Source organism: Amycolatopsis rubida (genome assembly GCF_900115345.1).
GTDB lineage: Bacteria > Actinomycetota > Actinomycetes > Mycobacteriales > Pseudonocardiaceae > Amycolatopsis > Amycolatopsis rubida.
The window spans coordinates 82,814-100,588 of sequence record NZ_FOWC01000018.1 but is presented as its reverse complement, the minus strand read 5'-3'; the positions used below and the strand labels follow the sequence as shown (position 1 = coordinate 100,588).

Annotated in this window: 13 protein-coding genes; 10 read left to right on the top strand and 3 right to left on the bottom strand. The window is 70.5% G+C overall.

Annotated features, from left to right (window positions below):
• Positions 1-85 precede the first annotated feature (85 nt).
• Both BM362_RS40315 and BM362_RS40310 read left to right on the top strand, forming a co-directional pair.
• Positions 86-3,259: an ATP-dependent helicase gene (locus tag BM362_RS40315; RefSeq protein WP_093576717.1), complete on the top strand. Its 3,174-nt coding sequence runs from the start codon at positions 86-88 to the stop codon at positions 3,257-3,259.
• A complete protein-coding gene (locus BM362_RS40310; RefSeq protein WP_093576716.1) occupies positions 3,256-6,624 on the top strand; it encodes an ATP-dependent helicase in 3,369 nt (1,122 codons plus the stop codon). Before BM362_RS40315 ends, BM362_RS40310 begins: the two co-directional genes overlap by 4 nt.
• A gap of 3 nt (positions 6,625-6,627) precedes the next feature.
• Here BM362_RS40310 and BM362_RS40305 read toward each other — a convergent pair whose 3' ends face one another.
• The gene (locus tag BM362_RS40305) at positions 6,628-7,011 is read right to left on the bottom strand and encodes a DoxX family protein (RefSeq protein WP_067586121.1); all 384 of its coding nucleotides are present in this window, start codon (positions 7,009-7,011) and stop codon (positions 6,628-6,630) included.
• A gap of 106 nt (positions 7,012-7,117) precedes the next feature.
• On the opposite strand from BM362_RS40305, the gene BM362_RS40300 reads away from it, so the two are divergent.
• Positions 7,118-8,200, top strand: coding sequence for a potassium channel family protein (locus BM362_RS40300; protein WP_067585919.1), 1,083 nt, complete (start codon positions 7,118-7,120; stop codon positions 8,198-8,200).
• 562 nt (positions 8,201-8,762) lie between these two features.
• On the top strand, positions 8,763-9,182 hold the full coding sequence (locus tag BM362_RS40295; protein ID WP_093576715.1) for a hypothetical protein: 420 nt from the start codon (positions 8,763-8,765) through the stop codon (positions 9,180-9,182).
• A 50-nt stretch (positions 9,183-9,232) separates the two neighbouring features.
• Here the strand turns inward: BM362_RS40295 and BM362_RS40290 are convergent, their stop codons facing one another.
• The gene (locus BM362_RS40290) at positions 9,233-10,450 is read right to left on the bottom strand and encodes a neutral zinc metallopeptidase (protein ID WP_244287439.1); all 1,218 of its coding nucleotides are present in this window, start codon (positions 10,448-10,450) and stop codon (positions 9,233-9,235) included.
• A gap of 199 nt (positions 10,451-10,649) precedes the next feature.
• On the opposite strand from BM362_RS40290, the gene BM362_RS49660 reads away from it, so the two are divergent.
• The 6 genes from BM362_RS49660 to BM362_RS47935 all read left to right on the top strand — a co-directional run bounded on the left by BM362_RS49660 (position 10,650) and on the right by BM362_RS47935 (position 16,717).
• Positions 10,650-12,182 carry a DUF7847 domain-containing protein gene (locus tag BM362_RS49660; protein ID WP_244287438.1) on the top strand — a complete coding sequence of 511 codons (1,533 nt, stop codon included), beginning with the start codon at positions 10,650-10,652 and terminating at the stop codon, positions 12,180-12,182.
• Positions 12,176-12,811, top strand: coding sequence for a DUF4129 domain-containing protein (locus BM362_RS40280; protein ID WP_167545615.1), 636 nt, complete (start codon positions 12,176-12,178; stop codon positions 12,809-12,811). The genes BM362_RS49660 and BM362_RS40280 overlap by 7 nt, the downstream gene beginning before the upstream one ends.
• Positions 12,808-13,947, top strand: a complete 1,140-nt coding sequence (locus BM362_RS40275; protein WP_093576713.1) for a DUF4350 domain-containing protein — start codon at positions 12,808-12,810, stop codon at positions 13,945-13,947. The genes BM362_RS40280 and BM362_RS40275 overlap by 4 nt, the downstream gene beginning before the upstream one ends.
• An 11-nt stretch (positions 13,948-13,958) precedes the next feature.
• A complete protein-coding gene (locus tag BM362_RS40270) occupies positions 13,959-14,909 on the top strand; it encodes an AAA family ATPase (RefSeq protein ID WP_093576712.1) in 951 nt (316 codons plus the stop codon).
• Complete coding sequence (locus BM362_RS40265) at positions 14,910-16,190, top strand: DUF58 domain-containing protein (RefSeq protein WP_093576711.1); 1,281 nt, start codon at positions 14,910-14,912, stop codon at positions 16,188-16,190.
• Between the two features lie 383 nt (positions 16,191-16,573).
• Positions 16,574-16,717, top strand: coding sequence for a hypothetical protein (locus BM362_RS47935; RefSeq protein ID WP_167545614.1), 144 nt, complete (start codon positions 16,574-16,576; stop codon positions 16,715-16,717).
• A gap of 2 nt (positions 16,718-16,719) precedes the next feature.
• Here BM362_RS47935 and BM362_RS40260 read toward each other — a convergent pair whose 3' ends face one another.
• Positions 16,720-17,724, bottom strand: a complete 1,005-nt coding sequence (locus BM362_RS40260; protein ID WP_067585939.1) for a stage II sporulation protein M — start codon at positions 17,722-17,724, stop codon at positions 16,720-16,722.
• Positions 17,725-17,775: the final 51 nt, after the last annotated feature.

The window sequence follows — 17,775 nt, the reverse complement described above, 5'->3', positions numbered from 1 at the left end:
GTGCCGGTGCGCCACCCGGGTGAGCGGGCATGGTTCCATCGCTGATGTGCACGTGCGGAGAGCGGGAAACGGGCAGGCGCGGCTGGTGCGCCCGCCGGTCCCCGCCGCACCCACGTTCACCTGGGACGAGGACGCTCGGCGGCTGCTGTCGGCACCCGCTGGATTCCGCCGTGTGCTCGGCGGGCCGGGAACGGGCAAGACGGCGTTGCTCGCCACCGCTGCCGCGCGCCGGATCGCCGAGGGGGCGGATCCGGAGAGCGTGCTGCTGCTCACGACGTCCCGCCGGGCGGCCGACGCGCTGCGGGCCGACCTCACGCGGCGGCTCACGTCGGACCCGGATCAGGAGTCTCCGCTGCCGCGCACGGTGAGTGAACCACTGGTGCGCACAGTGCATTCGTATGCGTTTTCGTTGTTGCGCCTGGAGGCCCGCGCCGAGGAACTGCCGCCGCCGCGGTTGCTGGCCGGGGCCGAGCAGGACGTCGTCGTGCGTGAGCTGCTGGAGGGCGACCTGGAGGAGGGCGCGACCGGCTGGCCGGAGCAGCTGCGTCCGGCGCTGACCGTGCCCGGGTTCGCCGAGGAGCTGCGCGACCTGCTGATGCGGGCGGCCGAGCGCGGGCTCGGGCCGGAGGACCTGGCCGAACTCGGGCATCGCCAGGACCGCGAGGAGTGGGTCGCCGCGGGGCAGTTCTGGGCGCAGTACGAGGAGGTCACCCAGCTGCAGGGGGCGGGCGGCAACGCGCTCGGCCTGCCTGCCGCTCCCGCGCTCGACGCCGCCGAGCTGGTGACGTCGGCGTTGCTCGCGCTGGAGGACGACGAGGAGTTGCGCGAACGCGAGCGCGGCCGGGTCCGGCATTTGTTCGTGGACGACGCGCACCACCTGGATCCGTTGCAGGTTCAGCTGATCCGCACGATCGGGCACACCGCGGAGGAGTTCGTGGTGGCCGGCGATCCGGACCAGTCGGTGTTTTCCTTCCGCGGCGCGGACCCGAAGCTGTTCGCCGATTCCGACAACGACGGCGACCGGACGGTCCTGCTGACCACCTCGCACCGGCTCGCTCCGACGGTCCGGGCGGCGGTCGCGAAGCTCGGTGCGACGTTGCCTGGTGCCTCGCCGCATCGGAAGTTGGCGACGCCGCAGGGGAAACGCGGCGGCAGAGTGCGGGTCCGGCTGATGCCGACGCCGGCCGCGGAGGCAGGCTGGATCGCTGATCAGCTTCGTCGGGCGCATCTCGTCGACGGGGTGCCGTGGTCGGAGATGGCGGTGCTGGTCCGTTCTCCGGCGCGGACTTTTCTTGTGCTCCAACGTGCCTTGCGTGCCGCTGGAGTGCCGATCGGTTCGGCTACCGAGGAACTGCCGTTGGCGAAGCACTCCGCGGTACGGCCGTTGCTGGCGGTATTGCGGATCGCGGCGGAGCCGGAATTGCTGGACGTCGATATCGCGGAGATGGTGCTGTCCTCCTCGCTCGGCGGGGCGGATCCGTTGGCGTTGCGCCGGTTGCGGCGTGGTCTTCGCCGGCTGGAATTGGCTGGCGGCGGGCAGCGGTCGAGTGACGAGCTGCTGGTGGAAGCATTGCGCGGCGGGGACATTCTCGTCGGTCTCGCTGACAACGAGGCGTTGCCGGTCCGGCGGGTCGGCAAGCTGTTGAGCGTCACGCATCAGGCGGTGAGCCGCGGCGAAGGCGTCGAGCAGGTGCTGTGGGAGCTGTGGCAGGCGAGCGGGCTGCAGGAACGATTGCTGCGGTTGGTGGATCGCGGTGGCTCGCTTGGCGCGCAGGCTGATCGCGACCTGGACGCTGTGGTCGCGCTGTTCGACTCGGCTGGCCGGTATGCCGACCGGTTGCCCAAGGCGAGCGTCGCGGCGTTCGCGGATTATCTGTCGTCGCAGAACATCGCGGGGGACACGCTGGCTCCGGCGGCGATTCCGGGTGAAGGGGTTTCCCTGCTGACGGCGCACGCGTCGGCGGGTCGAGAGTGGACAGTGGTGGCGGTCGCCGGGGTGCAGGAGGGCGCGTGGCCGGACCTGCGGCTGCGTGGGTCGTTGCTGGGTGTCGAGCGGCTGGTCGATCTGCTGTCCGGAGTGGACGAACACGACAAGGTGTCCGCTGTCGCGCCGATCCTCGCCGAGGAGCGGCGGCTGTTCTACCTCGCGGCGAGCCGGGCGCGCCGGACGCTGCTGGTGACCGCGGTGGCCGGGGAAGACGAGCAGCCGTCCCGGTTCCTCGACGACCTTGAGGAGAACGGCGCCGACGACGGCATGCTCGACTCCCGGATGAAGCCGCCGGGCCGGTCGCTCGTACTGGCCGAATTGGTCGGCGAACTGCGCGAGGTCGTGTGCGACGACAAGACCGATCCGGAACGCCGGAAGCGGGCGGCGAAACAGCTCGCCCGGCTGGCCGCGGCTGGGGTTCCGGGGGCGCATCCAGACACTTGGTACGGATTGATGGAAGCGTCCACCGAGGATCCGGTGCACGGTCCGGGCGACCTCATGCGGATCTCGCCGTCCACCGTGGAGATTCTGGTGAAGTGCCCGCTTCGCTGGCTGATCGAACGGCACGGCGGCAGCGATCCGGCGCAGTTGGCAGCGGTGACCGGAACCCTCGTACATGGGTTGGCGCAGGCGATTGCGGGCGGCAGCACTGAGGAGCAGATCCAGGCCGCGTTGGACGAAGCCTGGGTGCGCGTGGACGCTGGCGCGCCGTGGTTCTCCCGGCGCGAACGGTCCAGGGTGGAGCAAATGCTGCGCAACTTCGTGTCGTGGCTGGAAAAGTCCCGGCAGGAGCTGATCGAGGCCGGGGTCGAGCAGGACATCGAGGTCGAGTTGCCGATGGGCGGACAAGAGGTGCGCGTGCTGCTGCGCGGGCGCGTCGACCGGGTCGAGATGGACAAGGACGGCCGTCCGGTGATTGTGGACATCAAGACCGGCAAGGTCCCGGTGTCCGGTGCGGACGCGGAGAAGCACCCGCAGCTCGCGGCGTACCAGCTGGCGGTGCTGCTGGGCGCGGTCGAGGGCAAGAAGACGCCCGGCGGCGCGAAACTCGTGTATGTCGCGAAGGGGAACAACAAAACCGGGGCCACCCAACGGGATCAGCCGCCGATGGACGAGGACAACGGGCGCGAGTGGCTGGAACTGGTGCGTTCGGCCGCGGCTGCCGCGGTCGGCCCGGACTACCAGGCGCACGAGAACGCCGACTGCGACCGGTGCCCAGCGCGCGGTTGCTGCCCGCTGCGTCCGGAAGGCCGTCAGGTGACCGGACCGTGAGCCCGGTGGTGCTCGCCAACCCGGTCGGCCCGGCGGAAATCGCCGACGCACTGGGGCTGCACCGTCCGACGCCCGAGCAGGCGCGGGTGATCGCGTCGCCGGTCGAGCCGTCGCTCGTCGTAGCGGGCGCTGGAGCGGGCAAGACCGAAACCATGGCCGCGCGCGTGGTGTGGCTGGTGGCTAACGGGATCGTGAGCCCGGAACGGGTGCTCGGCCTGACCTTCACCCGGAAAGCCGCGCGTCAGCTCGGGGAGCGAGTACGGGCGCGGTTGCGGCGGCTTGCCGGTTCGGGGCTGCTGGAGCGAATCGATCCCTCGGGTGCGTTGCGGGCCACTGTGGTCGCCGGTGAGCCGACGGTGCTGACCTATCACGCGTATGCCGGGCGGTTGCTGGCGGAGCACGGGTTGCGGCTTCCGGTGCAGCCTGGTGTCCGGTTGCTGTCGGAGACTTCGTCGTGGCAGCTGGCGCATCGAGTGGTGTCCACTTGGGACAATGACCTGGATACTGACCGGGTGCCGCCGACGGTCACCGCGCAGTTGCTCGCGTTGGCCGGTGAGCTTGGCGAGCATCTGATTTCGACGGAGAAGCTCGGGCAGTACACCGAGTGGCTGTGCGAGGTCATCGAGAATGCGCCACGTGCTAAAGGCCAGCGCGCCTCGCTGCCGGTGAAGTTGCAGGAAGTGTTGGCAGCGCAACGGTTTCGGCTGGCGCTGCTGCCGTTGGTCGAGGACTATCATCGCCGCAAACGGGCGGAAGGCGCGCTCGATTTCGCGGATCAGATGTCTCTCGCGGCGCAGCTCGCCGACGGGTATCCGGCGGTGGTGGCGGGGGAGCGCGAGCGGTACGGGGCTGTGCTGCTGGACGAGTACCAGGACACGGGCCACGCGCAGCGGGTTTTGCTGCGGTCGTTGTTCGGCGGCGTTGAGCATTCGCCGATGCCGGTGACCGCGGTCGGTGACCCGGCGCAGGCGATTTACGGCTGGCGCGGCGCGAGTGCGGCGAACCTGCCCCGCTTCACCACGGACTTCCCGCGCCGTGGCGAGGAGCGGCTCGAAACCGCGCACGAATTCGGGCTGCTCACCAGTTTCCGCAACCCGCCGGAAATCCTGGAGCTGGCCAACGCGATCTCGGAACCGTTGCGGCAGCGCGGACTTGGCGTCGAGCGGCTGCGGGCGCGGAACGGTGCCGGTCCAGCGGACATCGCGGTAGCACTGTTGCCGGATGTGCGCGCGGAACGCGAGTGGGTCGCCGATGCGATGGCGCAGCGTTGGCATGCGGAGAAGGAAGAATCCGGCAAGCCGCCGACCGCGGCGGTGCTGGTGCGTCGACGTGCGGACATGGCGCCGATCGCGGCGGAAATGCGGATGCGCGGGCTGCCGGTGGAGGTCGTGGGCCTCGGCGGATTGCTGGACGAACCGGAGGTCGCCGACCTCGTGTCCACGCTGCGGGTGCTCGCCGATCCGCTGGCCGGCAGCGCGGCCGCTCGATTGCTGACCGGGGCTCGCTGGCGGATCGCGGCGGCGGACGTCGCGGCATTGTGGCGCCGGGCCAACGAACTCACCTCGCCCGAGCCGCGTGCGAAGGAGGGCGAAGAGCCGGAATTGGTCGCCGAACGTGCGGAGCAGGCCGGGCTGATCGACGCCGTCGACGAACCCGGTGCGCCCGAGCGTTATTCCGCGGCGGGGTACCGGCGAATTCGCCGGCTGGGTGCGGAATTGACGGCGCTGCGGCGTCGGCTGGATCAGTCGCTGCCGGAATTGGTCGCGGACGTCGAACGCACAATGCTGCTTGATGTCGAATCGCTTGCCCGCCCGGGGTCGGCAGGTCGTGCGCATTTGGACGCGTTCGCCGAAGTCGTCACTGATTACGCGGAGACCGCGCCGACGGCGACTCTTTTGTCCTTTGTGGACTACTTGAACACCGCGGCGCATGCGGAAGACGGACTCACGCCCGGCGAGGTGCAGGTGGTTCCGGACCGCGTGCAGGTGCTCACCGTGCACTCCGCCAAGGGGCTGGAGTGGGAAGTGGTGGCTGTCCCGCATCTGGTTGCTGAGGTGTTCCCGGGCAAGCGTCGTTCGTCGTCGTGGTTGCGTACTTCGACTGCGCTGCCCGCGCATTTGCGTGGTGACGCGGCGGACCTGCCCAAGCTGCAGATCGCGGAAGGCTATGACCGCAAGGAAGTGCAGGAAGCGCTGGAACTGCACGAGGAAGGGTTCGTCGCCCGTGAGGCCGACGAGGAACGGCGGTTGTGTTACGTCGCACTGACCCGTTCCGAGCGGGCGCTGCTCGTTTCCGGGCATTGGTGGAACGAAAGCAGTACGCGGGCTAAGGGACCGTCGATCTTCCTCGCCGAGATCGCCGAGGTGATGAACGAGGCCGATCCGCCGCTGGGCGTGGTGGATGTCTGGGCTGAGGAACCGGAGGAGGGCGAGGAGAACCCGCTGGTCGCGGACTCTCGGACGGCGCAGTGGCCGGTGGATCCGCTGGGCGACCGGCGGTCCGGCATGGCCACCGGGGTGGATCTGCTGCTGGCGGAAATGGCCGCCCTGGAAGAGGAACCGGAAGCCGAGCCGCTTCCGGCCGCTGATGACGACGAAATCCCGTTGCCGCCAGAACCCGAGGAGGGAGAAGACTACCTGCCGGACGACGAATACCTCGAAGACGACGAGGACGTCATCGATCCGGAAGACCCGGACGGCTGGGCCGCGGACACCGACGTTCTCCTCGCCGAACGCGCCCGTTCGCAGTCCACAGTGGATCGCGTTGCGCTGCCCGCGCAGCTGAGCGTGAGCCAGCTGGTGGACCTGGCCTCCGATGCGGACGCTCTCGCACAACGCCTGCGCCGTCCGCTTCCATTGCCGCCCAACACCTTCGCGCGTCGCGGCACCGCGTTTCACAGCTGGCTGGAGCAACGGTTCTCCGGCGACCGGCTGCTGGAGATCGACGACCTCCCGGGCGCGGCCGATGTCGGCGAAGCACCGGATACCGATTTCGATGCCCTGCAAGAGGCTTTCGAGAACAGCGAATGGGCCGACCGGGTCCCGGTCGCGGTGGAGGTGCCGTTCTCCGCGGACGTCGAAGGCATTACCTTGCGCGGCCGGATGGACGCGGTATACGCGGATCCCGACGGAGGCTGGACCGTCGTGGACTGGAAAACCGGCTCCGTCCCGTCCGAAGAACGGTTGCCAGCATTGGCCGTTCAGCTCGGCGCGTACCGGTTGGCGTGGGCGGCGCTGAAGAAAGTCCCGGTGGAACGAGTACGCGCGGCCTTCCACTATGTCCGGCATGGACACACGCTGCGCCCGGCCGACCTGCTGGACGCGGAAGGCCTGCGTGCCTTGCTGCGCAACGTTCCGCAGGAATAAGCGTCAGGCCCGATCGCGCACGGTCAACGCCCAGCTCACCAGTGGCCACTGCAGCGGCAATCGCAACCACGCGACCGCGCGGTCCCGAGCCGGACGGCCGCGCCGCTGGTAATCCAACGCCATTTTCACATTCCCTGGAAAGACCCCGACGAACAGCAGCGCTGCCGCCAGCCCGCCGAGCCGGCGCGTGCGCGGCAGGGCGATCCCGGCGGCGACGCTCAGTTCGGCGACGCCGGACGCGTAGGTCCAGGTGCGCCGGTCACCGGGCAATTCCTTCGGGACCAGTGCGTCGAACGGCTTCGGCCGGGTGAAGTGCAGGACGCCCGCCCCGGCGAGGAGGGCGGCGAGAAGATGCGCCGGACGTTGCGACGCGCGAGACTCGGACATGCGGCCAGCCTGCCACAGCATGATCGCCGCGACGGGTGTGCGGGTGCTCCGATTGGGTTATCCTCCCGGCTGTGAGTGACGCCGAACGCGCGCGGGGAGCCGGTGCATGAAGGCCTTGAAACGGCTGCCCCTCAACGTCCGGTTGAACGACCGGCCCGACCACGAGCTCGTCGGCGTGATCCGGATGCCGGAGCTGACGGTCAGCCCGATGCGGGCGATCGTCAAGCGGATCATCGGGGCCATGCTGGCGCTGCTGGCGACGGTGCTGATCGTCTATCTCGACCGGGACGGCTACCGCGACGCGAACGGCGACGGCCTCTCCCTCCTCGACTCGCTCTACTACGCGACAGTGTCCCTCTCGACCACCGGCTACGGCGACATCGCTCCGGCCACCTCGTCCGCGCGGCTGGTGAACGTCATCGTGATCACGCCGCTGCGGGTGCTCTTCCTCATCGTCCTCGTCGGGACCACCCTGGAAGTGCTCACCGAGCGCTCCCGGCAGGCGTTCAAAATCCAGAAGTGGAGGACGAAGGTGCGTGACCACACCGTCGTCGTCGGTTTCGGCACGAAGGGCCGCTCGGCGGTCAACGCGCTGCTCGGCGACGAGGAGGTGCAGGCCAACCGTGTCGTGGTCGTCGACACCGACCAGCAGGCGCTGGACGCGGCGAGCGCGCTCGGCCTCGTCACTGTGCACGGATCGGCGACGAGGGCGGACGTCCTGCGCGTCGCGGGTGTGCAGCACGCACGAGCAGTAGTGGTCGCGCCGAACCGCGACGACACCGCGGTGCTGGTCACCCTCACCGCGCGCGAGCTGGCTCCGAAGGCGCACATCGTGGCGTCGGTCCGCGAAGCGGAGAACGTGCACCTGCTGAAGCAGTCCGGGGCCAACCAGGTCGTGGTGTCGAGCGAGACCGCCGGGCGGCTGCTCGGGATGGCGACATCCACTCCGCTCGTAGTGGACATGGTCGAGGACCTGCTGACCCCGGAATCCGGACTGGCGATCGCCGAGCGCAGCATCGAGCCGAGCGAGGAAGGCGGCTCGCCCCGGCACTTGGCGGACACGGTGCTCGGCGTGGTGCGCGACGGGGTGCTTTACCGCGTCGACGCCCCGCAGGCGGACGCCCTGGAGCCGGGGGACCGGTTGCTGTACGTCAAGAAAGTCACGCAGGTGGATCACATCGAACGCTGAGGTTCGCCGGGGTTCTCGGCGGTCCGGTGTGGTGTTGGGCGCGTGGGTGCGCCGGATGCCACATTGAGGTCTTCTCGGTCGCACGGTGTGTGGCGGGTTCGGGTTAGCGGTGCTTGCCAGGGTGATGTGGAGCGTCGGGCGACGAGACGCGCCTGGCGGCTTCTCTCGCTGGCCTCGCCAACGCGCGCCGCGGGCGGGCCGGTGTGAATGTCAACGGGAGCGGAGAAGCCACGCGACCCAGCCAGTGCTGCACATCGCGGCGAGCGAGGCCGCACACCATGGCTACCCAGAAAACTTCATTGGGTGCGGGGGACGGGCCCCAGGAAAGTTTTGGGTGTTCCATCCATGCCCTCGCCACCCTCGACGCGGCGCTTGACCAACGCACCCAATGCGGCATCGGGGCAGTTCGGCGCGGGCAGAAGTGCGGGTCAGCGGACGCGGCCCCGGCCGGGGTCCCCCGTGCGCGGGCACCTCACTGGGTTTTGCCCCCGGCATCTGGAAGCATGGCGTCGTGCAGGTTTCCGCCCCCCCGCATAAGAGCCCTCTCCAGCGGTGGCTCCAGGTGGGCATCCCGGTCGCGGTCGGGGTGCTCGTCGTGGTGCTGGTATGGCTCGCCGGCCCGGGGATGCTCGGCATCCGCGCGAAGTCCCCCGGTGCGCCGGTGGACGCCCAGATCACCAAGGCCGTCGACTGTTCGGTCGCCGGGGCGGCCGAATCGGTCTCGTTCCAGCTCGGTGGCAAGCCGCGGCAGGGCACCCTCGACAGCTGCGGGCACGGCAAGGACGAGCATCTCCAGGTGCTGGTCCCGGACGACGCCCCGGCGGACGGCATCGTCCCGGTCACCATGCCGGACACCACGGCGGGTGCGCAGGACCTGCGCGCGCCGATCGCGCTGGCGCTGCTGGTGTTCGCCTGCTTCTGCGGCGGGATGTACGCCTACCTGGTGATCCGCGGTCCGGGCAAGCTCGCGCTGCTCAGCTGACGCGCCCCAAGCGAAACGGGCGAACCACTACATCCGTAGTGCCGGACAGCTCAGCTGACATCCGACGCGGACGCGGCGAAGGTGTTGCAGTCCGCGATCCGGTTGTCCTTCGCCCCGGCCCGCCACCACTGTGCGTAGTGCGCGTTGGTGCCGTGGTCGTGGCTGCGGGAGGTGTTGTCGCCGCGGGTTTCCTGGTCGTTCCAGGCCTTGTTGTACATGTCGCGGGTGATCGTGCCGCCGCGGTCGACGTGCGCGCCCAGGAACATTCCGGAGAAGCACTGCGCTTGTAGTTCTTTGCGGCGCGACATGTCGAGGCCCTCGGGGCTGTTCTGCCCGGCCGCGTAGATCTTCTGCCACGCGGCGTCCATGATGCCCGCGACTTCCTGCACGTGGTGGCCGTACTCGTGGGCGAACAGCGCCAGGTAGACGCCCGGATTGTTGCCGTACTGGTCGGTCTGCAGGCCCTTGAACGGGACGTACAGATTGTTCTCGCAGTAGTACGCCGCGGTGGCGATGCCGACCTGGATGGTGCCGCATTCGGTGTCGAAGCTCGGCCCGGTCGGGAAGTGCAGCGCGGGCGGCGTGAACGGCAGGTTGTAGGACTCGAGGAGCGGGCCCCACGCCGCGTCGAGGCATTTGCTCGCGGCGGTGAAGAACGCTTCCGCGCCGTCCTGCGTGCTCGCCCACGGCGGCAGGTCGCAGACGCGGTTCTGCAAGCCGGCGTTGGGATCTTGCAGGATCGGGTGGTCGGCCAGTTTGAGGATCTTGTGCGGGCCCGCGGTGGCGGAGGTGCTCGGGCTTTCCGACGGACTGGCCGGAGCGCTCGACGGAGCGGACGAACCGCTGGTGGGCGGGAGCTGGTAGGCGGACGACGGCGACGGCGGCGCGGCCTGGTAGCCGGCGTTGCTCGGCCCCGGCCCGCGGTTCAGCGAAACGATCGCCACGACGCCCAGCGCCAGCACCGCGACCGCGCCGAGGCACAGCCCGACGATCAGCCCGGTCGGCTTGCGCGGCGGCACCGGATACGACGGCGGCGGCTGCTGCCACGGCGGCCCCTGCGGCGGCGGACCCTGCGGCGGCGGACCCTGCGGCGGCGGACCCTGAAACGGCGGCTGCTGCCCCTGGTACGGACCCTGTCCTGGCTGGGCCTGGTAGGGGCCTTGCGCCTGGCCTGGGTACTGGCCCGGCGGCACCGGTCCTTGACCCGGCACCGGCGGGGGTTGAACGGTCCCGCGTGGCGGCACCTGGCCGTAGGGCGGTTGCGTCATCAGGGCAGTCCCGGTGGGTCTCGGCGCGGGCCGGGCGTCCCCCGGCTTGCCGTTCAGCATATCGGGGGACGCCGAGCCCGCCGCAGCACTTCGCCGGACTGGTTCCCCGCCCGGACGTCCCCCCAGGTCTGGCCGGGTGCGGACGGCTCTGGAAGAGTGACGGCAGCAACCGCAAGGGCCGTGCAGACGAGGGGCTCCGATGACAAACTCACCCGGTGCGCCCGGGCCGGGGGACGACACGCCTACGCCGAGCCGGGGCTTCGCCAGTCCCGACCCGGACGCGTCCGCCGCCACCCCGCCGGAGACCGGCGAAACGGACACCTCGTCCGGCACCAGCGCCGGAACTTCGTCGCCCGCCGGCGAAAACGCCGCTTCGACCGGGGCGAATCCGCCTGCCGGGACGAACCAGACCGGCGCGGATCCTTCGGCTGCCAGCGAAAACCCGGCTGGTGCGACGCCGCGGACGGGCGGCGAAAGCCCCGCTGGTGCGACGCCGCGGACGGGCGGCGAAAACCCGGCTGGTGCGACACCGCAGCCGAGCGGCGAAAGCCCCGCTGGCGCGACGCCGCGGACGGGCGGCGAAAACCCGGCTGGTGCGACACCGCCACCGAGCGGCGAAAGCCCCGCTGGCGCGACGCCGCGGACGGGCGGCGAGACCTCGGCGGGAGCGTCTTCGTCCACCGGCGCCACTCCGTCGCAGCCCAGCGCGTTCCCGCCGCCCGGCGCGACTCCGCCGCCCCCGGCAGGCGGCGGCCAGTGGCAATCCCCGGGCCAGCAACCGCTTCCGCAGTACCCCGGTGCCGCCCACGGCCGTCCCGGCGCGGGCTGGAACCCGAACGGACTGGGCAAACCGGGCGTGATCGCGTTGCGCCCATTGAACGTCGGCGACATCCTCGACGGAGCGATCACCGCGATCCGCCGGTATCCGCTGCTGATTCTCGGGGTCGCCGCGGTCGTCGCGGTGATCTCGGCGGGGCTCAACCTGGTCGCGTCGCTGTGGCTGGTGCCCGATTTCAACCGGGTCGCCCAGCTCGGCCCGGCCGCGACCCAGCAACAGCAGCTCGACGCGGCCTACAGCGTGCTCGGCTCCACCCTCAGCGCGCTGCTGCCGGTGCTGGTGATCTCCATGCTGACGCAGACCTTCCTCACCGGCTTCCTCACCGTGGTGATGGGCAAGGCGGTGCTCGGCCGTCCGGTCGACTTCGGTTCGGCGATGCGCGAAGCCGCGCCGCGGCTGCTGCCGCTGCTGGCGGTCACCATCCTGTACACGCTGGCCACGATCGTGGCCGCGGCGTTCTGCCTGCTGCCCGCCGTGCTGCCGTATGTGTTCTGGTCGCTCGCCGGTCCGGCGCTGGTGCTGGAACGCGGCACCATCGGACAGGCGTTCACGCGGTCGCGTCAGCTGGTGTCGGGCATGTTCTGGCGGGTGTTCGGGGTTCTGCTGCTGGCGGGCGTGATCAGCTGGCTGATCTCGGCGATCATCAGCGTCCCGTTCAGCCTCGGCTCGGGCGCGTTCAGCGGCATCTTCGATCCGCAGGCGACCCTGCCGAAGGTCACGACCGGCGGCCTGGTGCTGCAGTCGGTGGGCAAGGTGATCGCGGAGACGATCGTCATGCCGTTCACCGCGCTGGTCACCGTGACGCTCTACATCGACCAGCGGATGCGCCGCGAGGGCATGGACATCGAACTGGCCAGGGCGGCGGGCATCCAACCGCCGCAGCAGGCGTGGTGATCGGCTTTCTCGCCGACGTCCCGGTCGACATCGACCGGGACCCCGCCCGGCTGCGGGCGATCCAGGAACTCACCGACCCGGGTTACGCGGCCGCGCGGCCGGGCCTTGCCGAGCGGGTCTGGCAGTGGCTCGGACAGCGGATTTCCGAGCTGTTCGACGCGTTGTCCGGGGTGCCCGGCGGCCCGCTCGGCCTGCTGCTGGTGCTGGCGTTGCTGATCGTGCTGATCGTGGTCGTGCGGCTGCGGGTGGGCAAGGTCGGCCGCTCGGCGAAGACGTCCGGCGAGGTGTTCGACCGGCGACGGCGAACCGCGGACGAGTACCGGAAGGCCGCCGGGGAAGCCGCTGCCCGCGGCGATTTCGCCGACGCGATCCGCGACCGGTTCCGCGCCCTCGTGCGCGGCATGGAAGAGCGCGCGCTGCTCGACGCCCGCTCCGGCCGGACCGCGGACGAAGCGGTCGTCGAAGCCGGGAGGTTCCTGCCGGACCTGGCCGTTGACCTCACCGCTGCCGCGCGGCAGTTCGACGACGTGCACTACGGCGGACGGCCGGGCACCGAAGCCGGTTACCGCACATTGTCCGAAATGGACGAACGCGTCCGGCGTGCCCGGCCGGTTTTGGCGGACGCGTGAGTACGGCTGTTTCGCCGGATCTGCGCCGGATCTGGCGTGGTGCCCGGGTTCCGTTGGCGCTGCTCCTGCTGATCGTGATCATCGCGCTGGCCATTGTGCTCAGTCGCGGCGAACAGACCAGCGGCGAGTTCGACCCCGGCTCGTACGAACCGCGCGGCAGTCACGCTCTCGCGCGCTTGCTGGAGCAGGAAGGCGTTCAAATCCGCGCCGCGCATTCGCTTGCCGAAGCACGCGAGGCCGCTGACGGCGGAACCCTGCTGATCACCAACCCGCAGTTGGTGCCCGCGAACGGGTTGGCCGATCTGCGTCGTCGGGTCGCGCACCTCGTGCTCGTCGCGCCCGGATCGGCCGCGTTGGACACGGCCGCGCCGACTGTCTCCCCGGCAGGGGCGGGAGATGTCCGTACGCTGCAACCGGATTGCACGGTCGGTGCGGCGGTCAGCGCGGGCTCGGTCACGCTTGGCGGCCGCCATTACCGCACGGACGACAAGACGGCGCGTGCCTGTTACCGCGACGGCGGCGATCCGACTTTCGTGCAGCTGGCCGACCGGGCCGGCACTGTGACTGTGCTCGGTTCGGCGGAAGCGTTCACCAACGACCAGATCGCCAAAGAAGGCAACGCGGCGTTCAGCATGCGGCTGCTGGGCGATCACCGGCAGCTGATCTGGTACGTACCGTCCACTGAGGACCCCGCGCTGGACAGCGAAAAGAAGCCGTTCGTCGACCTGATCCCGCCCGGCTGGCGATACGGCGCGCTGACCGCGGGAATCGCGATCGTCCTTTTCGCACTCTGGCGCGCGCGACGGCTCGGGCCGGTGGTGCGGGAACCGCTGCCGGTGGTCGTGCGGTCGGCGGAAACAGCGGAGGGCCGGGCCCGGCTGTACCGGCGGGGCGGAGCGACCGGGCATGCGGCGGAAACCTTGCGCGAGGCGGCAAGGACGCGGTTGCGGAAGAGACTGGGATTGCCGCCCGACGCCGGTCCGCCCGCGGTGGTGGAGACGGTGAGCGCACGGACCGGCCGGGCGCCGAACGAGGTCGGGGCGGTGTTGTACGGCCCGTCGCCGTCCGACGAAGCGGCGCTGGTGCGGCTGGCGGACGAAGTGGACGCGGTGGAACGAGAGGTGGAGCGTTCTTGAGTACCGAACAGATGCAGGACGCGCGGGCGGCCCTGATCGCGTTGCGCACCGAGGTCGGGAAGGCTGTGGTCGGCAACGACGCGGCCGTCACCGGGCTCATCCTCGCGCTGCTCTGCCGGGGGCATGTGCTGCTGGAAGGCGTGCCCGGCGTCGCGAAGACGTTGCTGGTGCGGGCGCTGGCGGCGTCGCTGGACCTGAAGACGACCCGCGTGCAGTTCACACCGGACCTGATGCCGGGCGACGTCACCGGGTCCATTGTGTACGACGCGCACAGCGGCGAGTTCTCCTTCCGCGCGGGCCCGGTGTTCACGAATCTGCTGCTGGCCGACGAAATCAACCGGACGCCGCCGAAGACGCAGTCGTCGCTGCTGGAGGCGATGGAAGAGCGGCAGGTGTCGATCGACGGCACCTCGCGTCCGCTGCCGGATCCGTTCGTCGTGGTCGCGACGCAGAACCCGGTGGAGTACGAGGGCACCTACCCGTTGCCCGAGGCGCAGTTGGACCGGTTTCTGCTGAAGCTGACCATGCCGGCTCCGTCGCGTGAGGACGAGATCGGCATTCTTTGGCGGCACGCACAGGGTTTCGATCCGCGTGACCTGGCCGCCGCGGGGGTGCGGCCGGTCGCTGGTGCCGCGGATCTCGCTGCTGCTCGGGAAGCGGTCGCGAAGGTGACCGTCGGCCCGGAAGTGATCGGCTACGTCGTCGACCTCTGCCGCGCGACGCGGGAACTCCCGGCGGTGCGAGTCGGCGTTTCTCCTCGTGGCGCAACGGCTTTGCTCGCCGTGACGCGCGCGTGGGCCTGGCTGTCCGGCCGGGACTACGCGACGCCTGACGACGTCAAGGCGCTCGCCCGTCCCGCGCTCCGGCACCGTCTGGACGTGCGCCCCGAAGCCGAACTCGAAGGCGTCACCGCGGACGGCGTCCTCGACCGGGTGCTGGCCTCTGTGCCGGTGCCGCGCTAAATGGCAGTCACCGGGCGGCTCGGGCTGCTGGCGCTCCTGGGGGCGCTGGTGGTCGGGCTGCTGTTCCCGTCCGGCACCGGCGTCGCGGTCGTGGTCGCGGTGCTGCTGGTGCTGGTCGTCGTGGACCTCGTCCTGGCCGGGAGCGTGCGAGCGCTGCGGTTTTCGCGCAGCGGCACCGCTTCCGTCCGGTTGGGGGAGCGTGCCGAGGTCACGCTGACCGTCACGAATCCCGGTGGACGCGCCGTTCGCGGCTCGCTGCGGGACGCTTGGCCGCCGAGTGCCGGTGCCGACGACCGGCACCCGCTGGCGGTTCCGTCCGGCGAGCGGCGTGCTTTCGTCACCCCGCTGCTGCCGACCCGCCGCGGCGACCGTATTGCGGCGAGGGTGACTGTGCGCGCAGTGGGGCCGCTGGGCTTGGCCGCGCGGCAGGGTTCGCACGCGGTGCCGTGGGCGGTTCGGGTGCTGCCGCCGTTCCACAGCCGCAAGCATCTGCCTTCGCGGCTGGCTCGGCTGCAGCAGCTGGACGGTCGCAATGCGGTGCTGATCCGGGGCCAGGGAACGGAATTCGACTCCCTGCGCGAATACGTCATCGGCGACGACGTCCGGTCGATCGACTGGCGCGCGACGGCCCGCGCGTCGGAGGTGATGGTGCGGACGTGGCGTCCAGAACGCGACCGGCAGGTGGTTTTGGTGCTGGACACCGGCCGTGTTTCGGCGGGCCGGGTCGGGGACGCGCCCCGGTTGGACGCGGCGATGGACGCGGCGCTTTTGCTGGCCGCGCTGGCTTCCCGCGCGGGGGACCGGGTCGATCTGGTGGCTTACGACCGGCGGGTGCGGGCGTCGGTGCCGAACGCTTCGACGCCGTCTTTGGTGAATGCCTTGGCCACGATCGAACCGTCACTGGTCGAGACCGACGCCCGGGGGATGGTGGCGGAAGTGCTGCGACGGACCCGTCGGCGGGCTTTGGTGGTGCTGCTGACCGGGTTGGAACCGGCTCCGTCGCAGGAGGGGCTGTTCCCGGTGCTGGGGTCGTTGACCGCTCGGCACGAGGTGCTGGTGGCTTCGGTGGCGGACCCGAGGGTGGCGGAGATGGCGGCTTCGCGGGGGTCGGCGGAGGCGGTTTACGACGCTGCCGCGGCTGAGCGGGCGTTGGCGGATCGGGAGTCTTCGGTGGCGTGGCTGACCCGGCACGGGGTCGGGGTGGTGGACGCGGTGCCGGAGGAGTTGCCGCCTGCGCTCGCCGACCGCTACTTGGCGTTGAAGGCGGCGGGTCGGCTGTAGGTGTACCCGGCGGCGACGGGGTGCGGCAGGATGACCGAAGGGACCACTGCGGCTCAGGCGGGGCGCGCACCGGCGCGGAGCTGTTGTTCGTGTCGATCGATCTGGGATCCTTGCCCGCGCTGGGAGCCCTGGATCGGAACACGTTGCCGAGCATGCCGAATGCCGAACGGTACCTGCATTACCGGCAGAAACGGGTACCGAATCGACTGCAGTCACAGCGGGGCAGGTTGCCAGCGCCTGAAGGCTGGACAGCAGATTTGCGGGTTGTCCGTGTCCAGTCCGTGGCGGGTCGTCCTCGCCGAGGTGGCGCGGGCGTCATCACCGGTCGCCTGCACGGGAGCTGCGCTCTTCGCCTTGCAACTGCTGCTCGCGGCGCGACGGTGATGCGGGAGAGCAGCAAGCTCGTCGGCCAGGTCGACTCCGAGGGCGCGGGCTCAGGTGCGAAGGAACAGGTGATGGCCTTGCCCGACGACGTCCAAGCCGCCGAACTGATCCTTCCCGACGATCCTCGCGCGACCGGTCGCTGACCTCAGCCAGCCTCGGGGAGGGCATCCCCGGCCACGCGCCGGTCCACGTCGCCTGTTTCGCCGCCCAGCGCGGCTCGGCGTCCCAGCGTGAACACGTACGTCAGGAACAGCAGCTCCACCACCGCGCCGATACCGATGCGCAGCCAGGTCGGCCAGCCCGACGGCGTCACGAACGCCTCGATCACGCCCGACACCAGCAGCACGCACGCCAGCCCCAGCGCCATCACCACCACTGACCGGCCCTGTTCGGCCAGCGCCGCGCTTCGCGACCGTCGGCCCGGGTCCACCACCGTCCAGCCGAGTTTCAGTCCGGTCCCCGCCGCGATGAACACCGCCGTCAGTTCCAGCAGACCGTGCGGCAGGAGCAGGCCCAGCAGCACATCGCCGCGGCCTGCCGAGGACATCAGGCCGATCGCGACCCCGGCGTTCAGCGAGTTCATCCACAGCGCGGCGATCACCGGCAGGCCGAGCGCGACGCCGAGGAACAGGCACGTCGCCGCGACCCAGGCGTTGTTCGTCCACACTTTCGCCGCGAACGACGCCGCTGGGCCGTTCGAGTAGTACGTCTCGTATTGGCCGCCGGGCGCGGTCATCGCCTTCACCTCGTCCGGCGAGACCAGCGACGCGCGCACCTGCGGGTCGCCCGCGATCCACCCGCCCAGCACCGCCATCACCGCGACCGACAGCAGCGCGGCCGGGATCCACCAGCGGCGGCTCAGGTACACCGCGGCCGGGAAGCGGTGGGTGAAGAAGAGCCCGACCTCGCGCCACGCCGGGCTGTGCGAACCGGCCACCGCCGAACGGCCGCGCGCGACCAGCGCCGACAGCCTGGCCAGCAGGGCCGGGTCGGGCGCGGTCGAGCGAATCATCGACAGATGCGTCGCCGCGCGTTGGTACAGCGTGACCAGCTCGTCCGCCTCCTGGCCGGTCAGCCTGCGCCGTCCGGCCAGCTCGCCGAGCCTGCTCCATTCCGCGCTGTGCGCCGCGACGAACACGTCGACGTCCACCGGCCACCTCCTCTCCCGCCAGGATAGAGGCAGGCGCTCTACGCTGGCCTC